Source organism: Actinomadura sp. WAC 06369 (assembly GCF_003947565.1).
Lineage (GTDB): Bacteria > Actinomycetota > Actinomycetes > Streptosporangiales > Streptosporangiaceae > Spirillospora > Spirillospora rifamycini.
Window position 1 is genome coordinate 1 of sequence record NZ_QHJN01000181.1, and the last position, 15,209, is coordinate 15,209.

Genomic DNA, 15,209 nt, shown 5'->3' on the forward strand with positions numbered 1-15,209 from the left:
GGCGACGACCGCACCGGCCGGCTGCCCCGCGCCCGGGTGATCAAGCCCGCCGCCGGGAACTCCGGCTCGGCGGCGGGCTTGATCACCCGGGCGCGGGGCAGCCGGCCGGTGCGGTCGTCGCCCTCGGCGGGCGGCTCCGGCGGCTCGTCGATGTTCTCCTGCTCGGGCCAGGGCATCTCGTCGCCCTCGGGGACGGCGTCGAACCCCGCGACGATCTCCGCCCAGATGGCGTCCTCGTCGCGTTCGGCGGTGCCGGCGGGGGAGGCGTCGGCGGCGCCGGGCGCGTCCGCCCCGTCGGGCGCGCCGGTCTCGGGCCGGTCGGCGTCGGCGAGCCCGCCGTCCGCGCGTCCCGCGTCGGGACGGCCCGCGTCCTTGAGCCCGGCGTCCTTGAGGGGCGGGTCCTGCGGATCCGGGTCCTTGAGCCCGGTGTCGGCGAGGCCGGCGTCGGTGCGCTCGGCGTCCGGGTCGGAGCCGCGCACGCCCGCGTCGCGCAGCCGCGCCAGGTGGGCCCGCAGGATCCCCTCGGCGGCCGGCTTCATCTCGACGTCCACGTACAGCCGGTCGAGGACGTCCTCGGCGGCGCGGCCGGACGCGTCCGCGGCGCGCGGCCCGTCGGGCGCGGCGGCGGGCCGGCCCGGGTCGTCGGCCGCGGCGGCGCCGCCCGCGGGCGGGACGGCGTAGGCGGCGACGCCCGCGTCCCGCAGCGCCGTCAGCATCGCGTCGGCGAGGTGCGGGGCGAGATCGACCAGCGGAGCGTAGGTGTCGGCCGACAGGCCGTTGCCACGGCGATTCACGGGGCCGGCTCCTTCGGCTCCGGCGTGACCGGCAGCACCGGCATGGCGGCCTCCGCTCCCCCATCGACAGGTGCGTCCGGCGGCGCCCCCGCACGCGGCGGCGCCCCCGGACACGTTGAGACGTGTCCCACGGTATTCGCTGCGCCGCGCGGGACAAGCCCCCGGGCGCACCCGAATTGAGATTACGTAGAGAGAGTACGGCCAACCGGCGGCGCGGCGCGCCGCGCCGGGCGGGCCCGCCGGCCTACCCGGGCGGCCGGGTGGGCCGCTCGGGGGCGGGATGCGAAGATAGCCCATCATCTTCCCCCGGAGCCGGGTCCTCGGCTCGCACACCGCATGCACGCGCGGTAAAGAAAGGGTGTCGGCATGCTCTGGTTCTGGATCCTGCTGAGGATCGTCCTCTCGCCCATCATGTACGTGCTGTGGCGGCCGCGGAACCAGGGGATGCGCAACGTGCCGAAGCGCGGGCCCGCGCTGATGGTGAGCAACCACCTCTCGTTCGCCGACCACTTCTTCGCGCCGCTGCCGCTGATGCGTCCGATCTTCTTCATCGGCAAGGGCGAGTACTTCACCGGCAAGGGGATCAAAGGGCTGATCAGCAAGGCGTTCTTCACCGGGGTCGGGGTGGTGCCGGTCGACCGGACCGGCGGCTCGGCGGCCGAGGCGGCGCTGGAGACGGGCCTGCGGATCCTCCGGGAGGGCAAGCTGCTCGGCATCTACCCGGAGGGCACGCGCGCCCCCGACAACCGCCTGTACCGGGGGAAGACGGGGGTGGCGCGGCTGGCGCTGAAGTCCCGCGTGCCGGTGATCCCGGTAGCGATGATCAACACGTTCGAGCTCATGCCGTCCGGCAAGCCGCTGCCCCGGCTGGGGGTGCGGCCGGGCGTCCGGTTCGGCGAGCCGCTCGACTTCTCCCGCTACTACGGCCGCGAGGACGACCGGGAGGTGCTGCGCGCGATCACCGACGAGATCATGCGGGCGATCCGGGAGCTGTCCGGCCAGGAGTACGTCGACCGCTACGCCGCCGAGGTGAAGGCCGAGATGGCCGGCAAGCCGGTCCGCCCGGTCCGCGACGACGACGAGGACGAGGACGCGCCCGGGACCGGCGGCGACAACGGGACCGAGGACGGGACCGGCAACGGAACCGAGGACGGGAGCGCCGCGCGGCGCGCCCGCGACGGCGACGGAGGGCCGACCGACGGCGCGTGACGCGGACCGCGGCGGCGGCCTGGGCCTGGACGCCGCGCTGTGGCGGGCGGTCGCGGTCTACCGGACCGCCGCGCTCGGCTACGCCGCCGTGCTGATCGTCAAGAACGCCGGCGGCTACGCGCACCCGGCCGGCGGCTGGGCCGTCCTCGGGGCCATGGCCGGCTGGACGGTCGCCGCATGGCTGCTGTTCCGCGACCCGCGCCGCCGCGGCCCCGCCCTGCTGGCCGCCGACATGGCCGTCGCGTCCGGCTGCGTGGTCGCGACCGCCTGGGTGGAGAGCGTCGCGGGCATCGCCTCCGGACGCCCGACGCTGCCGGTGTCGTGGGTCGCGGCGGCCGTCCTGTCGTGGGCGGTGGTGGGCGGCCGGCGCCTCGGCATCGCCGCCGCCGGGATCCTCGCGCTGGCGAACCTGCTGGTGCACGTGCTCGCCGGGACGGCCGGCGGCATCGGCGGCCGCACCTTCAACGGCATCGTGCTGCTGGGCCTCGCCGGGCTGGTCGTCGGGCACGTGGTCCGGCTGGCCCGCGAGGCCGAGGCGCGGCTCGCCCGCGCGGTCGAACTGGAGTCGGCCACCCGCGAGCGCGAGCGCCTCGCCCGCGACATCCACGACTCGGTGCTGCAGGTGCTCGCGATGGTGCGGCGGCGCGGCGCCGGGCTCGACGGCGAGGCCGCCGAGCTGGCCCGGCTGGCGGGGGAGCAGGAGACCGCGCTGCGCGCCCTGGTCGGCAGCGCGCCCCGCACGCCGTCCCGCGCCCCGACCGGAACCGGACGTCGGGCCCCCGGCGCCGCCGCGGAGGACGAGCTGGACGTGCGGCCGCTGCTGACCGCCCGCACGTCCGGAACCGTCACCGTGTCGACGCCCGCGACGCCCGTCCCGCTGCCCGAGCACGCCGCCCGGGAGCTGGACGCGGCCGTCGCCGCGGCGCTCGACAACGTCGCGCGGCACTGCGGCGCCGGCACCCGTGCCTGGGTGCTGCTGGAGGACGGCGGCGACGAGGTGATCGTCAGCGTCCGCGACGACGGCCCGGGCATGCCGGCGGGACGCCTCGAGCGGGCGGCGGCCGACGGGCGCCTCGGCGTCGCCCAGTCGATCCGCGGGCGCGTCCGCGACCTCGGCGGCACGACGGCGATCACCTCCGCGCCCGGCGAGGGCACCGAGATCGAGATGACCGTTCCGCGGTCCCCGCGGAACGCGTGAGAAGGTGATGGGGTGAGCGACGTTCCCCTCAGGGTCATGGTGGTGGACGACCATCCGATGTGGCGGGACGCGGTCGCCCGCGACCTCGCCGAGGCCGGGCACGAGGTCGTCGCGACGGCCGGCGAGGGCCGCGCCGCGGTTCGCGTCGCCGCCGCCGCGCGCCCCCAGGTCGCCGTCGTCGACCTGCAGCTCCCCGACATCTCCGGGGTCGAGGTGACGCGGCACCTCGCCGCCGCCGACCCGCCCGTCCGGGTGCTGGTGCTGTCCGCCAGCGGCGAGCAGGAGGACGTGCTGGAGGCCGTCAAGGCGGGCGCCACCGGCTACCTGCTGAAGTCGGCCGCCCGCGAGGAGTTCCTGGACGCCGTCCGGCGCACCGCCGCGGGCGACGCCGTCTTCACCCCGGGCCTCGCCGGGCTCGTCCTCGGCGAGTTCCGCCGCCTCGCCGCCGCGCCCGCCCGCGACGCCGACGACGGCGCGCCCCGGCTCACCGAACGCGAGACCGAGGTCCTGCGCCTCGTCGCGAAGGGCCTCACCTACAAGCAGATCGCGCAGCGCCTCGTCCTGGCCCACCGCACGGTGCAGAACCACGTGCAGAACACCCTCGGCAAGCTCCAGCTCCACAACCGCGTCGAACTCGTCCGCTACGCGATCGAGAAGGGCCTCGACGACGACCTCGGCCGGGGCTGACCCGTCCGGCCCCGTCCGGCCGCCGCCCTGGACCGGCACCTCCGGCCCCGTCCGGCCGCCGCCCTGGACCGGCGCCTCCGGCGACGGCCGGTGCGCGCCGTCCGGCGGGAACGGCGTCGAACACGCCGGGCCGGACGGGCGTCCAACGGTGTGGACGCTCGGAGAACAGAAGAGGTGCGGGCATGGACGATGCTCGGGCGGTAGCCGCACAGCTGGACGGCCCTTGGCCGTCCGTCGTCGTGTGGGCCGTACTCCTACCCGTGTCCGCGGTGCTGCTGGTGCGGGCGCTCGCGGTCCGGCGCCGGCTCGGCCGCGGCGCCCCGCTCGGCCGCGAGCCCCATCCGTACGAGGCGGCGCTGATCCGCTCCGGTGAGGACCGCGCGGTCCTCACCGGCCTGGCCGTCCTGCGGGCTGAAGGGGCGATCGAGGCGCGGCCGCCCGGGCGCCTGGTCGCGGGGGACCGGAAGGGCCCCGTCCTGCCGCTCGACGACGCCCTCCACGGCGCCGTCCGGCGTGGCGTCGCCCCGTCCGCGCTGCGCCGGGACGGGGCGGTGGGCAAGGCCCTGCGGATGCTCCGGACCGACCTGGAAGACGCCGGGCAGCTCCTGAGCCCCGCCGCGAAGGACGCCCGGAGGGTCGCCGCGGTGCCGCTGCTCGCCGTGAGCTGGCTCGGCGCCCCGGCCGTCCTGATCCTCCCCGGCGGCGTGACCCCGCCCGCCCTCGTCGCGGGCTTCCTGATCGAGGCCGTGCTCGCCGTGGCGGCACTGGTCCTCGTGCTGGACCGGGGGTCGCGCACCGCCGAAGGCACGGCCGCGGACCGGGAGTACGGCCTGCGGCACCTCCACCTGGCGCCGTGGGCGTCGCCGTCCTGGACGACCTACGGCCCGGCGGGGGCATCGGCTGGCGGCCCCCGATCGGCGGGTTCGTCGCGTCGCTGCCGGGCCTGCGGTTCACCGAGGTGATCGCCGAGTCGGTCCGGCCGGCGCGGCCCGACCCCGGCCTGCTCGCCCTGCGCGACCGCGGCGCGGCGGTCGTCCCGCACGGGGTGCGGCTGTCGCTCGGCGGCGCCGAACCCGTGTCCGCCGAGCGGGTCGCGCACCTGGCCGCGTGCGCCGAGGCGCTCGGCGCGCCGCTGGTCAGCGAGCACGTCGCGTTCGTCCGCGCGGGCGGCATCGAGGCCGGGCACCTGCTGCCGGTGCCCCGCACCCGCGCCGCGCTCGACGTCCTGACCGCGAACGTCCGCCGCACCCGGGACGGGCTGCCGGTGCCGCTGGCCGTCGAGCCGATCGCCGCGCTGTTCGACTGGCCGGACGCCGAGTACGACGAGGCCGCCTTCCTCACCGAGCTGGTCGAGCGCACCGGCGTCCTGCTGCTCCTCGACGTCGCCAACGTGCACGCGAACGCCCGCAACCGCGGCACCGACCCCCTCGACCTCATCGACCGCCTGCCGCTCGAACGGGTCGCGTACTGCCACGTCGCGGGCGGCGAGCAGGCGGGCGGCCGCTACCACGACACCCACACCGCGCCCGTCCCGCCCGAGGTCCTCGACCTGGTCGCCGAGCTCTGCGCCCGGCACCGCCCGCCCGGCCTCCTCCTCGAACGCGACGGCCGCTACCCGCCCGCCGCCGAGCTGCGGGACGAACTCGACGCCGTCGCCGACGCGTCCGGCCACCCCCGCGTCACATGACCGGGGAGCCGCTGGACGCCGGCCTGGCGGCCGCGCAGGAGGCCCTCGTGCGCGCCATGGCGGCGGGCGGGCCGATGCCGGCCGGGTTCGACGGCGACGCCGTCCGCGCCGCGGCGCGGAGCATCCTGCGCAAGCGGGCCGGGGAGGTCGCGCACGCGTGGCCCGCGCTCGCCGCGTCGTACGGGACGTCCTGGGGCGAGGCGTTCGCGGCCTGGGCGGCGGAGCGGCCCACGCGCGGATCCGCCCGGGACGGGCGCGACTTCGCCCGCGCCCACCGGCACGAGTTGGCGCCCGGCGCGGCGCGGGAACTGGCGGTCGCGGAGGCGCGGTGGTCGTATGTCCGGGACGGCGCCCCGCGCCGCCGCGCGGCCGGGGTGCGGCGGGTGCCCGGCGGGCTGGCGGTGGCGGTCCGCGGCCGGGTGCGCGTCCTCGCGCGCCGCCGCTGACGCGGTTCGCGGCGGACGTGCCCGAGCCGCCCCGACAGCGACTATGGTCTAGACCAATGGCGGCGTGCCGGGACGGCCGGCGAACGCGCCCGTGAACGCACGCGCCGGCATAGAGTCCGGGCACGTGAACGAGGGAGGAGTCCGGTGGCGGGAGAAGGAGACGGCATGCGGGTCGGAGTGCTGACCGGCGGCGGGGACTGCCCCGGCCTGAACGCGGTGATCCGCGCGGTCGTGCGCAAGGGCGTGCAGGTCTTCGGGTACGAGTTCGTGGGCTTCCGCGCCGGGTGGCGCGGCCCCCTCGAAGGCGACACCGTGGCCCTGGACGTCCAGGCCGTGCGGGGCATCCTGCCGCGCGGCGGCACGATCCTCGGATCGTCCCGGACCAACCCGCTCAAGGTCGAGGGCGGCGTCGAGCGGATCAAGGACAACCTCGCCGGGCTCGGCGTGGACGCCCTGATCGCCATCGGCGGCGAGGACACCCTCGGCGTCGCGCGCGAGCTGCACTCGCGCGGCGTGAACGTCGTGGGCGTCCCCAAGACCATCGACAACGACCTGAACGCCACCGACTACACGTTCGGGTTCGACACCGCGGTGAACATCGGGGTGGAGGCCGTCGACCGGCTGCACACCACCGCCGAGAGCCACCACCGCGCGCTGATCTGCGAGGTCATGGGCCGCCACGCGGGCTGGATCGCGCTGCACGTCGGCATGGCCGCCGGCGCCAACGTCATCCTGATCCCCGAGCGGCCCTTCGACATCGACAAGGTCGTCGAGTACGTCGAGAGCCGGTTCAAGACCCGCTACGCGCCGATCATCGTGGTGTCCGAGGGCGCCCACCCGATCGACGGGCAGATGCAGCTGCAGACCGGCGAGCGCGACGCGTTCGGGCACGTCCGGCTCGGCGGCATCGGGCAGCGGCTCGCCGACGAGATCGAGAAGCGCACCGGCAAGGAGGCCCGCGCCACCGTGCTCGGGCACATCCAGCGCGGCGGCACCCCGAGCGCGTTCGACCGCGTGCTCGCCACCCGCCTCGGCCTCCAGGCCATCGACGCCGTCCGCGACGGCGACTACGGCAGGATGGTCGCGCTGCAGGGCACCGAGATCGTCCGGGTCGGCCTCGACGAGGCCACCAAGGAGCTGAAGACCGTCCCGCTGGAGCGGTACGCGGAGGCCGAGGTCTTCTTCGGCTGACCGGAGAAGGATCCTCCTGGCGGGAACACCGATACCAGGTCGCGGCGTTGCGGCTTCTGGGCCACACTGGAGGCCCGCCCCCGTACTTCGCCGCCCCGCCAGGAGGATCCGCATGACCACGCTCGACGCCGCGCCCGCCGTCGTCCGGGAGCAGTCGCCGGTCGACGGCGAGCCGTGCGTGCTGCTCAAACTGGGCGAGGTCGTCCTCAAGGGCAAGAACCGCGAGCAGTTCGAACGTCGGCTGGCCGACAACGTCCGCACCGCGGTCCGCCCCATCGCCCGCGTCGACGTCATCCGCCGCCACGGCGTGTTCGTCGTCCGCACGAAGGACGCCGACGTTCCCACCGTCGACCGGCTCGCCGAGCGGATCGGCGACGTCATGGGCATCGTGTGGGCGCACCGCGCCTGGCGCGTCGGCAAGGACCTCGCGAGCGTCGAGCGCGCCGCCCTCGAGCTGATGGAGGGGCGCACCGGCTCCTTCGCCGTCCGCTCGCGCCGCCGCGACAAGCGGTTCCCGATGACCTCCACCGAGCTCGACCGGCACATCGGCGCGCTCGTCGCGCAGAAGTACGGGCAGCCGGTCAAGCTGAAGAACCCCGAGCACACCCTGTCGATCGAGGTCGACCGCGACGAGGTGTTCGTGTTCTCCGGCGGGCTCCCCGGCCAGGGCGGGCTCCCCGTGGGGATGAGCGGCCGCGCGCTGGTGCTGATGTCCGGCGGCATCGACTCGCCCGTCGCCGCGTACCGGATGATGCGCCGCGGCCTGCGCGTCGACTACCTGCACTTCTCCGGGATGCCGTTCACCGGCCCCGAGTCGATCTACAAGGCGTACGCGCTGGTCCGCGAGCTGGACAAGTTCCAGGGCGGCTCGCGGCTGTTCGTCGTCCCGTTCGGCAAGGCGCAGCAGCAGATCAAGTCGTCCGGCGCGGACCGGCTCGCGGTGATCGCGCAGCGCCGGCTGATGCTGCGCACCGGCGAGGTCCTCGCCCGCCGGCTGCGCGGGACCGCGCTGATCACCGGCGACGCGCTCGGCCAGGTGTCCAGCCAGACGCTCGCGAACATCACCGCGCTGGACGACGCGGTCGAGCTGCCGATCCTGCGCCCCCTCGTCGGCATGGACAAGATCGAGATCATGGACCAGGCGCGCCGCATCCGGACCCTGTCGATCTCCGAGCTGCCCGACGAGGACTGCTGCACGCTGCTCGCGCCGCGCCGCGCCGAGACCCGCGCGAAGATCGACGACCTGCGGCAGATCGAGAAGCGCCTCGACGTCGGGGAGCTCGCCGACCAGCTCGCCGAGTCCGTCCAGGAGCACCGCCCGGTCTACGGCGACGCCGCCGCCTCCTGACCGCCGCCGCGTCGACCGCAGCCCCGTCCGCGGCCTCGCCCGTCCGGCCGGGCGGGCGGGTCAGCGCGGGTCGCCGGGGCGCGGGGGTTCCGGGCCGTCCGGGCCGAGCAGCGTGATCCGCTCGATCCGCACCACCCGGAACCGGCGCCCGGCGACCGTGATGCCGTTGCGGCCCGTGCCGTCCTCCATCAGCTCGGCCGCCGCGGCGAACTCGGCGGCGGCGGCCTCCGCGGGCCGCTCGATCACCGGGACGACGTGCCGGAAGTACGTGACGAGCGAGTCGCGGGCCTCCTGCGGGCCGTCGTGCAGCCGGCCGACCGGGCGCCACCGCCCGCCGCCCCGCTCCGCGACCGTGAACACCGGCGCGAGCGGCACCGGCGTCAGGAACGCTCCGTCCGGCTCGTTCCCGGCGGCGGCCGCCGCGTCCAGCACCTGGCACAGCAGCTCCGCCGACGTGAGGTCGGGGTCGGTGCCGTCGCCGGGCAGCAGGTCGGGCTCCCCGCGCGGCGCGCGCCCGGGCGGGTCCAGGTCGGTGGGCCGCGGCGGCTCGGGCCCGTCCGGCCCGGTCCGCACGAGCTGCTCGATCCGCACGATGCGGAACCGCAGCCCGGCCGCCGTCACCTCGTCGGACGGGTCCGCCTGCAGCGCCCGCGCCGCCGCCCGCAGCTCCCGCGCGGCGGCGCCGGCCTCCGCTGCGGCCCGGTCCTCCAGGTGGACGGCCAGCAGCTCCCGCGCGCCCTGCGGGAGCGGGTCGCTCGGGCACACCAGCCGCCACCCGTCCGCGACCCGCTCGGCCGCCGCGAACAGCGCGCCGACGACCACCGGTTCCGGGTACGCCGCCATGGCGCGGCGCGCGTCCGCCCGCAGCACGGCGGCCACCGGGTCGACGCCGTCCAGGTCCTCGGGGAAAAGCTGTCCTCCGGCGTCCCCCTCGCCCGTCGTCATGCGGGCCATCATCCCCGCCGCGGGCCGGGTACCGCGAGTGGTTCAGACCAATCGTTACTTCCGCGGCAGCACGATCAGCACCAGCGCGGCGGCGAGGAGCCCGAGGCCGGCCAGGGCGGTGCCGCCGAGCCGCTCGCCGAGCAGGACGACGCCGAGGACGGCCGCGACCGCCGGTTCGGCGAGCGTCAGCGTCGTCGCCGCCGTCGCCGGGGTGGTGCGCAGCCCGCGAGCGAACAGCAGGTAGGCGCCGCCGGTCGCGACCACCCCCAGGTAGAGGGCGATGAGGGCGCCCGAGCCGGTCAGCATCCACCCCGACCCGGCGAACGGCAGGACGGGCAGCAGCGGGACGGCCGCGACGCCGAACAGGGCGCCGACGGCGGCCCGCTCGTCGGCGCCCCGGACGATCAGGACGGACGTCACCGACGCGTACGACGCGTACGCGAGGCCGGACAGCGCGGCGAACGCGATGCCCGCGAGGTCGGCGCCGGCGTCCTCGCCGCCGCCGACGAGCAGCGCGCACCCGGTGACGGCCGCGGCGGTCGCGACCGTCCAGCGCCGGGCGGGTGCGGTGCGGTCGGCGGCGGCGCCGATGAGCCCGGCGAACGCGGGCGCGGACCCGATGGTGACGACGGTCGCGATCGCGACGCCGGTGCGGGCCGCGGCGACGAAGAACGCCGTCTGGTACACGGTGATCGCGACGGCGCCGAGCAGGACGAGCGGGCGGGCGCGGCGGTCGGCGGCGAGCCGCCGCAGGCCCGCGCCGCCCGCCAGGGCGGCGGAGGCCAGCAGGACCAGCCCGCCGAGGACGATGCGCATCGCGGCGACCGACAGGCTGGACGCGCCGTCCGCGAACGTGCGGACGGTGCCGGTCGTCCCCCACAGGGCCGCGGCCGCGAGGATCGGGAAGGCGCCCCCGCCCGGCAGCCCCCGCCCGGACGTGCCGGACGGGGACGCGGACTCGGACGGGGAACCGGTCGGGGACTCGGACGGGGACGCGTGCTCGGACGAGCGCGCGGACATGCGGAACGAAAGCGTGCGGAAGGACACGGAGTGCTGCTCCTGTGCTCGAATCGGGAGAGGGATTCCGGATTCGGGGCGCAGGACTGACCGGGCCGGGGCGCGCTCGCGCCGGGCCCGTCAGGACTCGAGGTCGGAACTGCTTGTGGTTCGCCGCGCCCCGTCAGGAGCGGGGCGGCCCGCAGTTCGGGGTCCAGAACGCCATGAGCCCGACGTTACCAGCCGTTCCGCACGTCCGTCCGCGCCCGCTCAGGCCGGGACGGCGTCGACGTCCGGGTCCCGGGTGAGGGTCCGGCCGACGATCGGGGGCAGCTCCCGCACCGCCTTCGCCAGCTCCCGCAGGTCGCCGTCCACGAGCGCCTGGGGCCCGTCGCACAGCGCGGTCTCCGGGTGCGGGTGGACGTCGATGATGACGCCGTCGGCGCCGATCGCGATCGCGGCGCGGGTCAGCGGCAGGACGAGGTCGCGGCTGCCGCCGGAGTGCGACGGGTCCACGATCACCGGCAGGTGGGAGAGCCGCTGCGCCACCGGCACGGCGGAGATGTCGAGGGTGTTGCGGGTCGCCTTCTCGAACGTCCGGATGCCGCGCTCGCACAGCACGATGTCGAGGTTGCCGCGCTGCGCGACGTACTCGGCGGCCATCAGCCACTCCTCGATGGTGCCGTTCATCCCGCGCTTGAGCATCACCGGCTTGCCGGCCTCCCCGGCGGCCTGCAGCAGCGCGAAGTTCTGCGCGTTGCGGGTGCCGATCTGCAGCATGTCGGCGTAGGACGCGACGAGTTCCACGTCCGCGGCGTCCACGACCTCGGTGACGACCGGCATGCCGGTCTCCTCGCGGACGTCCGCGAGGATCTTCAGGCCGGCCTCGCCGAGCCCCTGGAACGCGTACGGGGACGTGCGGGGCTTGAACGCGCCGCCCCGCAGCAGGGTCGCGCCCGCGGCCTTGGCCATCTGCGCGGCCTGGAGGGTCTGCTCGGGGGTCTCCACCGCGCACGGCCCGGCGATCAGCGTCATCGTGCCGGGGCCGACGGGGACGCCGCCGACCCGGACCACCGTGCGCTCGGCGTGGTTCTCCCGGCTGACCAGCTTGTAGGGCGCCGAGATCCGGATGACGTCGCTGACGCCCCGCAGCCCGCGCAGGTTCAGCGAGCCGAACTGCTCGACGTCGCCGACGAGGCCGACGATCGTCCGCTCCACGCCGCGGCTGACGAAGGCGTCGCCCCCCGCCGTCTCGACCAGTGAGACGACGCCGTCGACATCCGCTTCGGTGGCCCCCGGGGCCATGACGATGACCATGCCGTACTCCCTCTCCTCGTCCCGCGGGCCCGGCGGTCCCGCGGGCGTCCCCTGAAACGACGGAAGCCCCGGGCCGACCGGCCCGGGGCTTCTCGTTCGTGGTCTGTCAGCGCAGCGTCTGGCAGACCAGCCGTCCGGGCTGGTCGAGCCAAAAGAAATACACGACGTTGCGCATGGGCCTCACCATAGCCGACGCGGGACGGGGGCGGTGGCGAGGGGGCCGAATATGGCTCAGCTCACGCCGGATGGCAGGATGGCCGCGTCATGTCCCAACCCGAAGAGCCCACGCAGCAGCGGCGGGACCTGCCGCCCGGTCAGTACGTCCCCCGGGGATGGCCGGTCCTCCACTACGGCCCCGTCCCGAAGTTCCGTCCCAAGGACTGGGATTTCCGTGTCTTCGGTGCGACCGCGTCGGGCGGGCACCACCGCTGGACGTGGGACGAGTTCGACGCGCTGCCCCGCGCCAAGGCCGTCGCCGACTTCCACTGCGTCACCAAGTTCACGATCCCCGACAACGAGTGGGAAGGCGTCCCCGGCTCGGCGATCGTGGAGCTCGCGCCGCCCGCCCCCGAGGTCACGCACGTGATGGTGTGGGCCGAGTACGGCTACAGCGCCAACATCCGGATGGCGGACTTCCTCGCCGAGGGGACGATGTTCGCCACGCACCGCGACGGCGAGCGGATCACGCCCGACCACGGCTTCCCGATCCGCATCGTCGTCCCGCACCTGTACGCGTGGAAGAGCGTGAAGTGGGTGCGCGGGGTGGAGTACCTGGTGAAGGACCGCCGCGGCTTCTGGGAGGAGCGCGGGTACCACAACGTCGCCGACCCGTGGCGCGAGCAGCGGTACTCCTACCAGGAGGACGACGGCGAGGCGCCGCCGCTGTAGGGCCCGCGCGTCCCGGACCGCGGCGTGGCCCATCCGAGACCTTCGTAAATGGCCAACACACCGACCCACGCGGACGACAGCCGTTACCGTAAGTCGTCATGGTCCTACCGTCCGTTCTGGACGCCGTGGCGTGCGCCGTGGCCGCCGGCGCCGCCGTGGGAGCGTGCGCGCTGCGCAGCCGGCTCCCGTTCCCCGGCCGGGGCCCCGCCGTGCCGGACGAGCGGGCCGCGTTCGCGGCCCTGCACGCGATCACGCTGGCGTCGCCGCCGCTGCGGACCGGGCTGGGCGGCGCCGCCGCGCGCCGGTCCGTCCGGCACCTGCGGGCGCTGCTGGACGCCGAGGCCGTCGCGCTCGTCGCGCTCCGCTCCGCGCTCGTGGAGGACGACCCCGCGGACGACGACCCTCCGGACGACGACCCCGCGGTGCTGCTGGCGTGGGACGGCGCGGGCCGGAACCCGCACGCGGGCGAGGCCGTCGACCTCGCGCTGCCGGTGCTGGCCTCGGGCCGCCCCCGGGTGGTCGGCGCCGACCGGGTCGCCTGCCCGGACGGCGCCTGCCTGCTGCGGACCGCGATGATCGCGCCGGTCGCCGTCGGGCGGTCCGCCGGGCCCGCCGTCCCCGAGGCGCCCGCCGGGCGGGGCGTCGAGGCGGCGTTCGTGGCGTACTGGCACCGGCCGTCCGCCGCCCGGGTCCGCGCCGTCGGCGAGACCGCCCGGCTGGTCGCCGGGCAGCTCCGGCTCGCGGAACTGGACGCCGCGCGGCAGCGGGTCGCGGAGGCCGAGATGCGGGCGCTGCGGGCGCAGATCTCCCCGCATTTCGTCTACAACTCGCTGACCACGATCGCGTCGTTCGTCCGCACCGACCCGGAACGGGCCCGCGAGCTGCTGCTCGACTTCGCCGACTTCGCGCGCTACTCGTTCCGCAACGCCCGCGACTTCACCACCCTCGCCGACGAGCTGCGCTCCATCGACCGCTACCTGCTGCTGGAGCGGGCCCGGTTCGGGGAGCGGCTCTGCTTCCAGGTGGAGATCGCGCCGGAGGTGCTGCCCGTCGCGGTGCCGTTCCTGGCGCTCCAGCCGCTCGTCGAGAACGCCGTCCGGCACGGCATGGCCGACGCCCGCGACGCGTTCCACATCTCGATCACGGCGCGCGACTCCGGGCCCGAGGCGGCGATCAGCATCGAGGACGACGGCGTCGGCATGGACCCCGAGCGGCTGCAGGAGATCCTCTCCGCCCCCGTCGGCGGGCCGGGCCCGACCGGGTGGGGGAGCGTGTCGGGCGGCCGGTCCCGCCGCGGCGGCACCGGGATCGGGCTGGCGAACGTCGACGCGCGGATGCGGCAGGTCTACGGGGAGGAGTACGGGCTGACGGTCCGGACGGCGCTCGGCGCCGGCACCAGGGTCGAGCTGCGCGTCCCCAAGTACCGGCCGGGAGTGTTCCCGGACTGAAAATCTCACGCCGACACCCCACTCACTTTTCGGAATCGATTGCGGACGGTCGGTAATCGCGGCAAAGTCGCCCTCATGCTTCGCGTTCTGGCCGTCGACGATGAACGCCCCGCCTTGGAGGAGCTGACCCACCTGCTCCGGAGGGACCCGCGGATCGAGCGGGTCACCGGCGCGGGAGACGCCTCGTCGGCGCTGCGCGACCTGAGCCGGATGCTCGTCGAGGGCGAGCGCCTGGACGCCGTGTTCCTCGACATCCGCATGCCCGGCCTCGACGGGCTGGACTTCACCCGCCTGCTGACCGGCTTCGCCGAGCCCCCGCACGTCGTGTTCGTGACCGCGCACGACGACTGCGCCATCGCCGCGTACGAGCTCGGCGCCCTCGACTACCTGCTGAAACCCGTCCGGCCCGAGCGGCTCGCGGAGGCCGTCCGGCGCGTCGCGGCCGCCGCCGAGCGCCCCGACCCGCCCGGCGAGGAGGGCCGCGCCGACCCCGCGGACGAGATGATCCCGGTCGAGCTCGGCGGCCGGACCCGCCTGGTGTCCCGGCGCTCGGTCACGCACGTGGAGGCCCAGGGCGACTACGTCCGCCTCCACACCCCCGACGGCGGATTCCTGGTCCGGATGCCGCTGTCGGCCCTCTCCAAGCGGTGGGAGGGCGCCGGGTTCATCCGGATCCACCGCAGCACCCTCGTCGCGTCCGCGCACATCACCGAGCTCCGCTTCGACGGCGGCCGCGCCGCCGTCCAGATCGGCGACGAACTGCTCCCGGTGAGCCGCCGCCACACCCGCGAGGTCCGCGACCTGCTCGTCCGCCGCTTCCACGAGCAGCGCGGCGACTGCGACGGGGACGGCCGCCGTGGTTGAGGCGACGGCCGACGCAGACCCGCACCATACGGCGGCGCCGCCCCCGGCGGACGCCCCCGACGCGTCCGACCCCGACCCGTCCCATACCGGCCGGGACCCGGCCCGCGCCCAGCTCGCGATCGCGCTCCGCCCCGCCGCGATCGTCGCCGCCGGAGTCGCCGTCCTGCCGCTGCTCCCCGCCCCGCTCGCCC

The 15,209-nt window shown here is 75.9% G+C and carries 16 protein-coding genes; 12 read left to right on the top strand and 4 right to left on the bottom strand.

Features of this window, described 5'->3' with window-relative positions; all coding sequences use genetic code 11:
* A partial coding sequence (locus DMH08_RS33270) for a hypothetical protein (protein ID WP_125619996.1) occupies nucleotides 1-794 on the bottom strand: 794 nt, incomplete at its 3' end.
* Between the two features lie 366 nt (nucleotides 795-1,160).
* Here DMH08_RS33270 and DMH08_RS33275 point away from each other — a divergent pair.
* From DMH08_RS33275 to thiI, 8 genes are all read left to right on the top strand, one after another.
* The gene (locus tag DMH08_RS33275) at nucleotides 1,161-2,003 is read left to right on the top strand and encodes a lysophospholipid acyltransferase family protein (protein ID WP_125619998.1); all 843 of its coding nucleotides are present in this window, start codon (nucleotides 1,161-1,163) and stop codon (nucleotides 2,001-2,003) included.
* Between the two features lie 37 nt (nucleotides 2,004-2,040).
* A complete protein-coding gene (macS, locus tag DMH08_RS33280; RefSeq protein WP_442778664.1) occupies nucleotides 2,041-3,201 on the top strand; it encodes a MacS family sensor histidine kinase in 1,161 nt (386 codons plus the stop codon).
* Nucleotides 3,202-3,237: 36 nt separating this feature from the next.
* A complete protein-coding gene (locus DMH08_RS33285) occupies nucleotides 3,238-3,888 on the top strand; it encodes a response regulator (RefSeq protein WP_442778665.1) in 651 nt (216 codons plus the stop codon).
* A gap of 182 nt (nucleotides 3,889-4,070) precedes the next feature.
* Complete coding sequence (locus tag DMH08_RS33290) at nucleotides 4,071-4,850, top strand: TIGR04222 domain-containing membrane protein (RefSeq protein WP_125620003.1); 780 nt, start codon at nucleotides 4,071-4,073, stop codon at nucleotides 4,848-4,850.
* Nucleotides 4,742-5,575, top strand: coding sequence for a DUF692 domain-containing protein (locus DMH08_RS33295; RefSeq protein WP_199748126.1), 834 nt, complete (start codon nucleotides 4,742-4,744; stop codon nucleotides 5,573-5,575). Before DMH08_RS33290 ends, DMH08_RS33295 begins: the two co-directional genes overlap by 109 nt.
* Nucleotides 5,572-6,021, top strand: coding sequence for a hypothetical protein (locus tag DMH08_RS33300; protein WP_026405735.1), 450 nt, complete (start codon nucleotides 5,572-5,574; stop codon nucleotides 6,019-6,021). Before DMH08_RS33295 ends, DMH08_RS33300 begins: the two co-directional genes overlap by 4 nt.
* A gap of 165 nt (nucleotides 6,022-6,186) precedes the next feature.
* Nucleotides 6,187-7,212 carry a 6-phosphofructokinase gene (locus DMH08_RS33305; protein ID WP_026405736.1) on the top strand — a complete coding sequence of 342 codons (1,026 nt, stop codon included), beginning with the start codon at nucleotides 6,187-6,189 and terminating at the stop codon, nucleotides 7,210-7,212.
* Nucleotides 7,213-7,324: 112 nt separating this feature from the next.
* Nucleotides 7,325-8,560 carry a tRNA uracil 4-sulfurtransferase ThiI gene (gene thiI / locus DMH08_RS33310; RefSeq protein ID WP_125620005.1) on the top strand — a complete coding sequence of 412 codons (1,236 nt, stop codon included), beginning with the start codon at nucleotides 7,325-7,327 and terminating at the stop codon, nucleotides 8,558-8,560.
* A gap of 60 nt (nucleotides 8,561-8,620) precedes the next feature.
* Here thiI and DMH08_RS33315 read toward each other — a convergent pair whose 3' ends face one another.
* The 3 genes from DMH08_RS33315 to aroF form a co-directional block, all read right to left on the bottom strand.
* Entirely contained in the window at nucleotides 8,621-9,505 is an 885-nt protein-coding gene (locus DMH08_RS33315) for a DUF5954 family protein (protein WP_125620007.1), read from the bottom strand.
* Nucleotides 9,506-9,559: 54 nt separating this feature from the next.
* Nucleotides 9,560-10,525, bottom strand: a complete 966-nt coding sequence (locus DMH08_RS33320; RefSeq protein WP_125620009.1) for an EamA family transporter — start codon at nucleotides 10,523-10,525, stop codon at nucleotides 9,560-9,562.
* Nucleotides 10,526-10,771: 246 nt separating this feature from the next.
* A complete protein-coding gene (gene aroF / locus DMH08_RS33325) occupies nucleotides 10,772-11,818 on the bottom strand; it encodes a 3-deoxy-7-phosphoheptulonate synthase (RefSeq protein ID WP_125620011.1) in 1,047 nt (348 codons plus the stop codon).
* Nucleotides 11,819-12,082: 264 nt separating this feature from the next.
* On the opposite strand from aroF, the gene DMH08_RS33330 reads away from it, so the two are divergent.
* From DMH08_RS33330 to DMH08_RS33345, 4 genes are all read left to right on the top strand, one after another.
* Nucleotides 12,083-12,706: a sulfite oxidase-like oxidoreductase gene (locus tag DMH08_RS33330; RefSeq protein ID WP_026405740.1), complete on the top strand. Its 624-nt coding sequence runs from the start codon at nucleotides 12,083-12,085 to the stop codon at nucleotides 12,704-12,706.
* Between the two features lie 98 nt (nucleotides 12,707-12,804).
* Complete coding sequence (locus DMH08_RS33335; protein WP_084551176.1) at nucleotides 12,805-14,154, top strand: histidine kinase; 1,350 nt, start codon at nucleotides 12,805-12,807, stop codon at nucleotides 14,152-14,154.
* A 75-nt stretch (nucleotides 14,155-14,229) separates the two neighbouring features.
* The gene (locus DMH08_RS33340) at nucleotides 14,230-15,018 is read left to right on the top strand and encodes a LytR/AlgR family response regulator transcription factor (protein ID WP_034521332.1); all 789 of its coding nucleotides are present in this window, start codon (nucleotides 14,230-14,232) and stop codon (nucleotides 15,016-15,018) included.
* Nucleotides 15,011-15,209: hypothetical protein (locus DMH08_RS33345; protein WP_199748127.1), on the top strand; the 199-nt coding region annotated here is incomplete at its 3' end. The genes DMH08_RS33340 and DMH08_RS33345, both read left to right, overlap by 8 nt.

What these genes read in the sequence shown, in the direction of transcription:
- DMH08_RS33275 (WP_125619998.1), top strand. Translation starts at nt 1,161, where the DNA reads ATGCTCTGGTTCTGGATCCTGCTGAGGATCGTCCTCTCGCCCATCATG.
- DMH08_RS33285 (WP_442778665.1), top strand. Translation starts at nt 3,238, where the DNA reads ATGGTGGTGGACGACCATCCGATGTGGCGGGACGCGGTCGCCCGCGAC.
- DMH08_RS33290 (WP_125620003.1), top strand. Translation starts at nt 4,071, where the DNA reads ATGGACGATGCTCGGGCGGTAGCCGCACAGCTGGACGGCCCTTGGCCG.
- DMH08_RS33300 (WP_026405735.1), top strand. Translation starts at nt 5,572, where the DNA reads ATGACCGGGGAGCCGCTGGACGCCGGCCTGGCGGCCGCGCAGGAGGCC.
- DMH08_RS33305 (WP_026405736.1), top strand. Translation starts at nt 6,187, where the DNA reads ATGCGGGTCGGAGTGCTGACCGGCGGCGGGGACTGCCCCGGCCTGAAC.
- thiI (WP_125620005.1), top strand. Translation starts at nt 7,325, where the DNA reads ATGACCACGCTCGACGCCGCGCCCGCCGTCGTCCGGGAGCAGTCGCCG.
- DMH08_RS33315 (WP_125620007.1), bottom strand. Translation starts at nt 9,505, where the DNA reads ATGACGACGGGCGAGGGGGACGCCGGAGGACAGCTTTTCCCCGAGGAC.
- DMH08_RS33320 (WP_125620009.1), bottom strand. Translation starts at nt 10,525, where the DNA reads ATGTCCGCGCGCTCGTCCGAGCACGCGTCCCCGTCCGAGTCCCCGACC.
- aroF (WP_125620011.1), bottom strand. Translation starts at nt 11,818, where the DNA reads ATGGTCATCGTCATGGCCCCGGGGGCCACCGAAGCGGATGTCGACGGC.
- DMH08_RS33330 (WP_026405740.1), top strand. Translation starts at nt 12,083, where the DNA reads ATGTCCCAACCCGAAGAGCCCACGCAGCAGCGGCGGGACCTGCCGCCC.
- DMH08_RS33335 (WP_084551176.1), top strand. Translation starts at nt 12,805, where the DNA reads ATGGTCCTACCGTCCGTTCTGGACGCCGTGGCGTGCGCCGTGGCCGCC.
- DMH08_RS33340 (WP_034521332.1), top strand. Translation starts at nt 14,230, where the DNA reads ATGCTTCGCGTTCTGGCCGTCGACGATGAACGCCCCGCCTTGGAGGAG.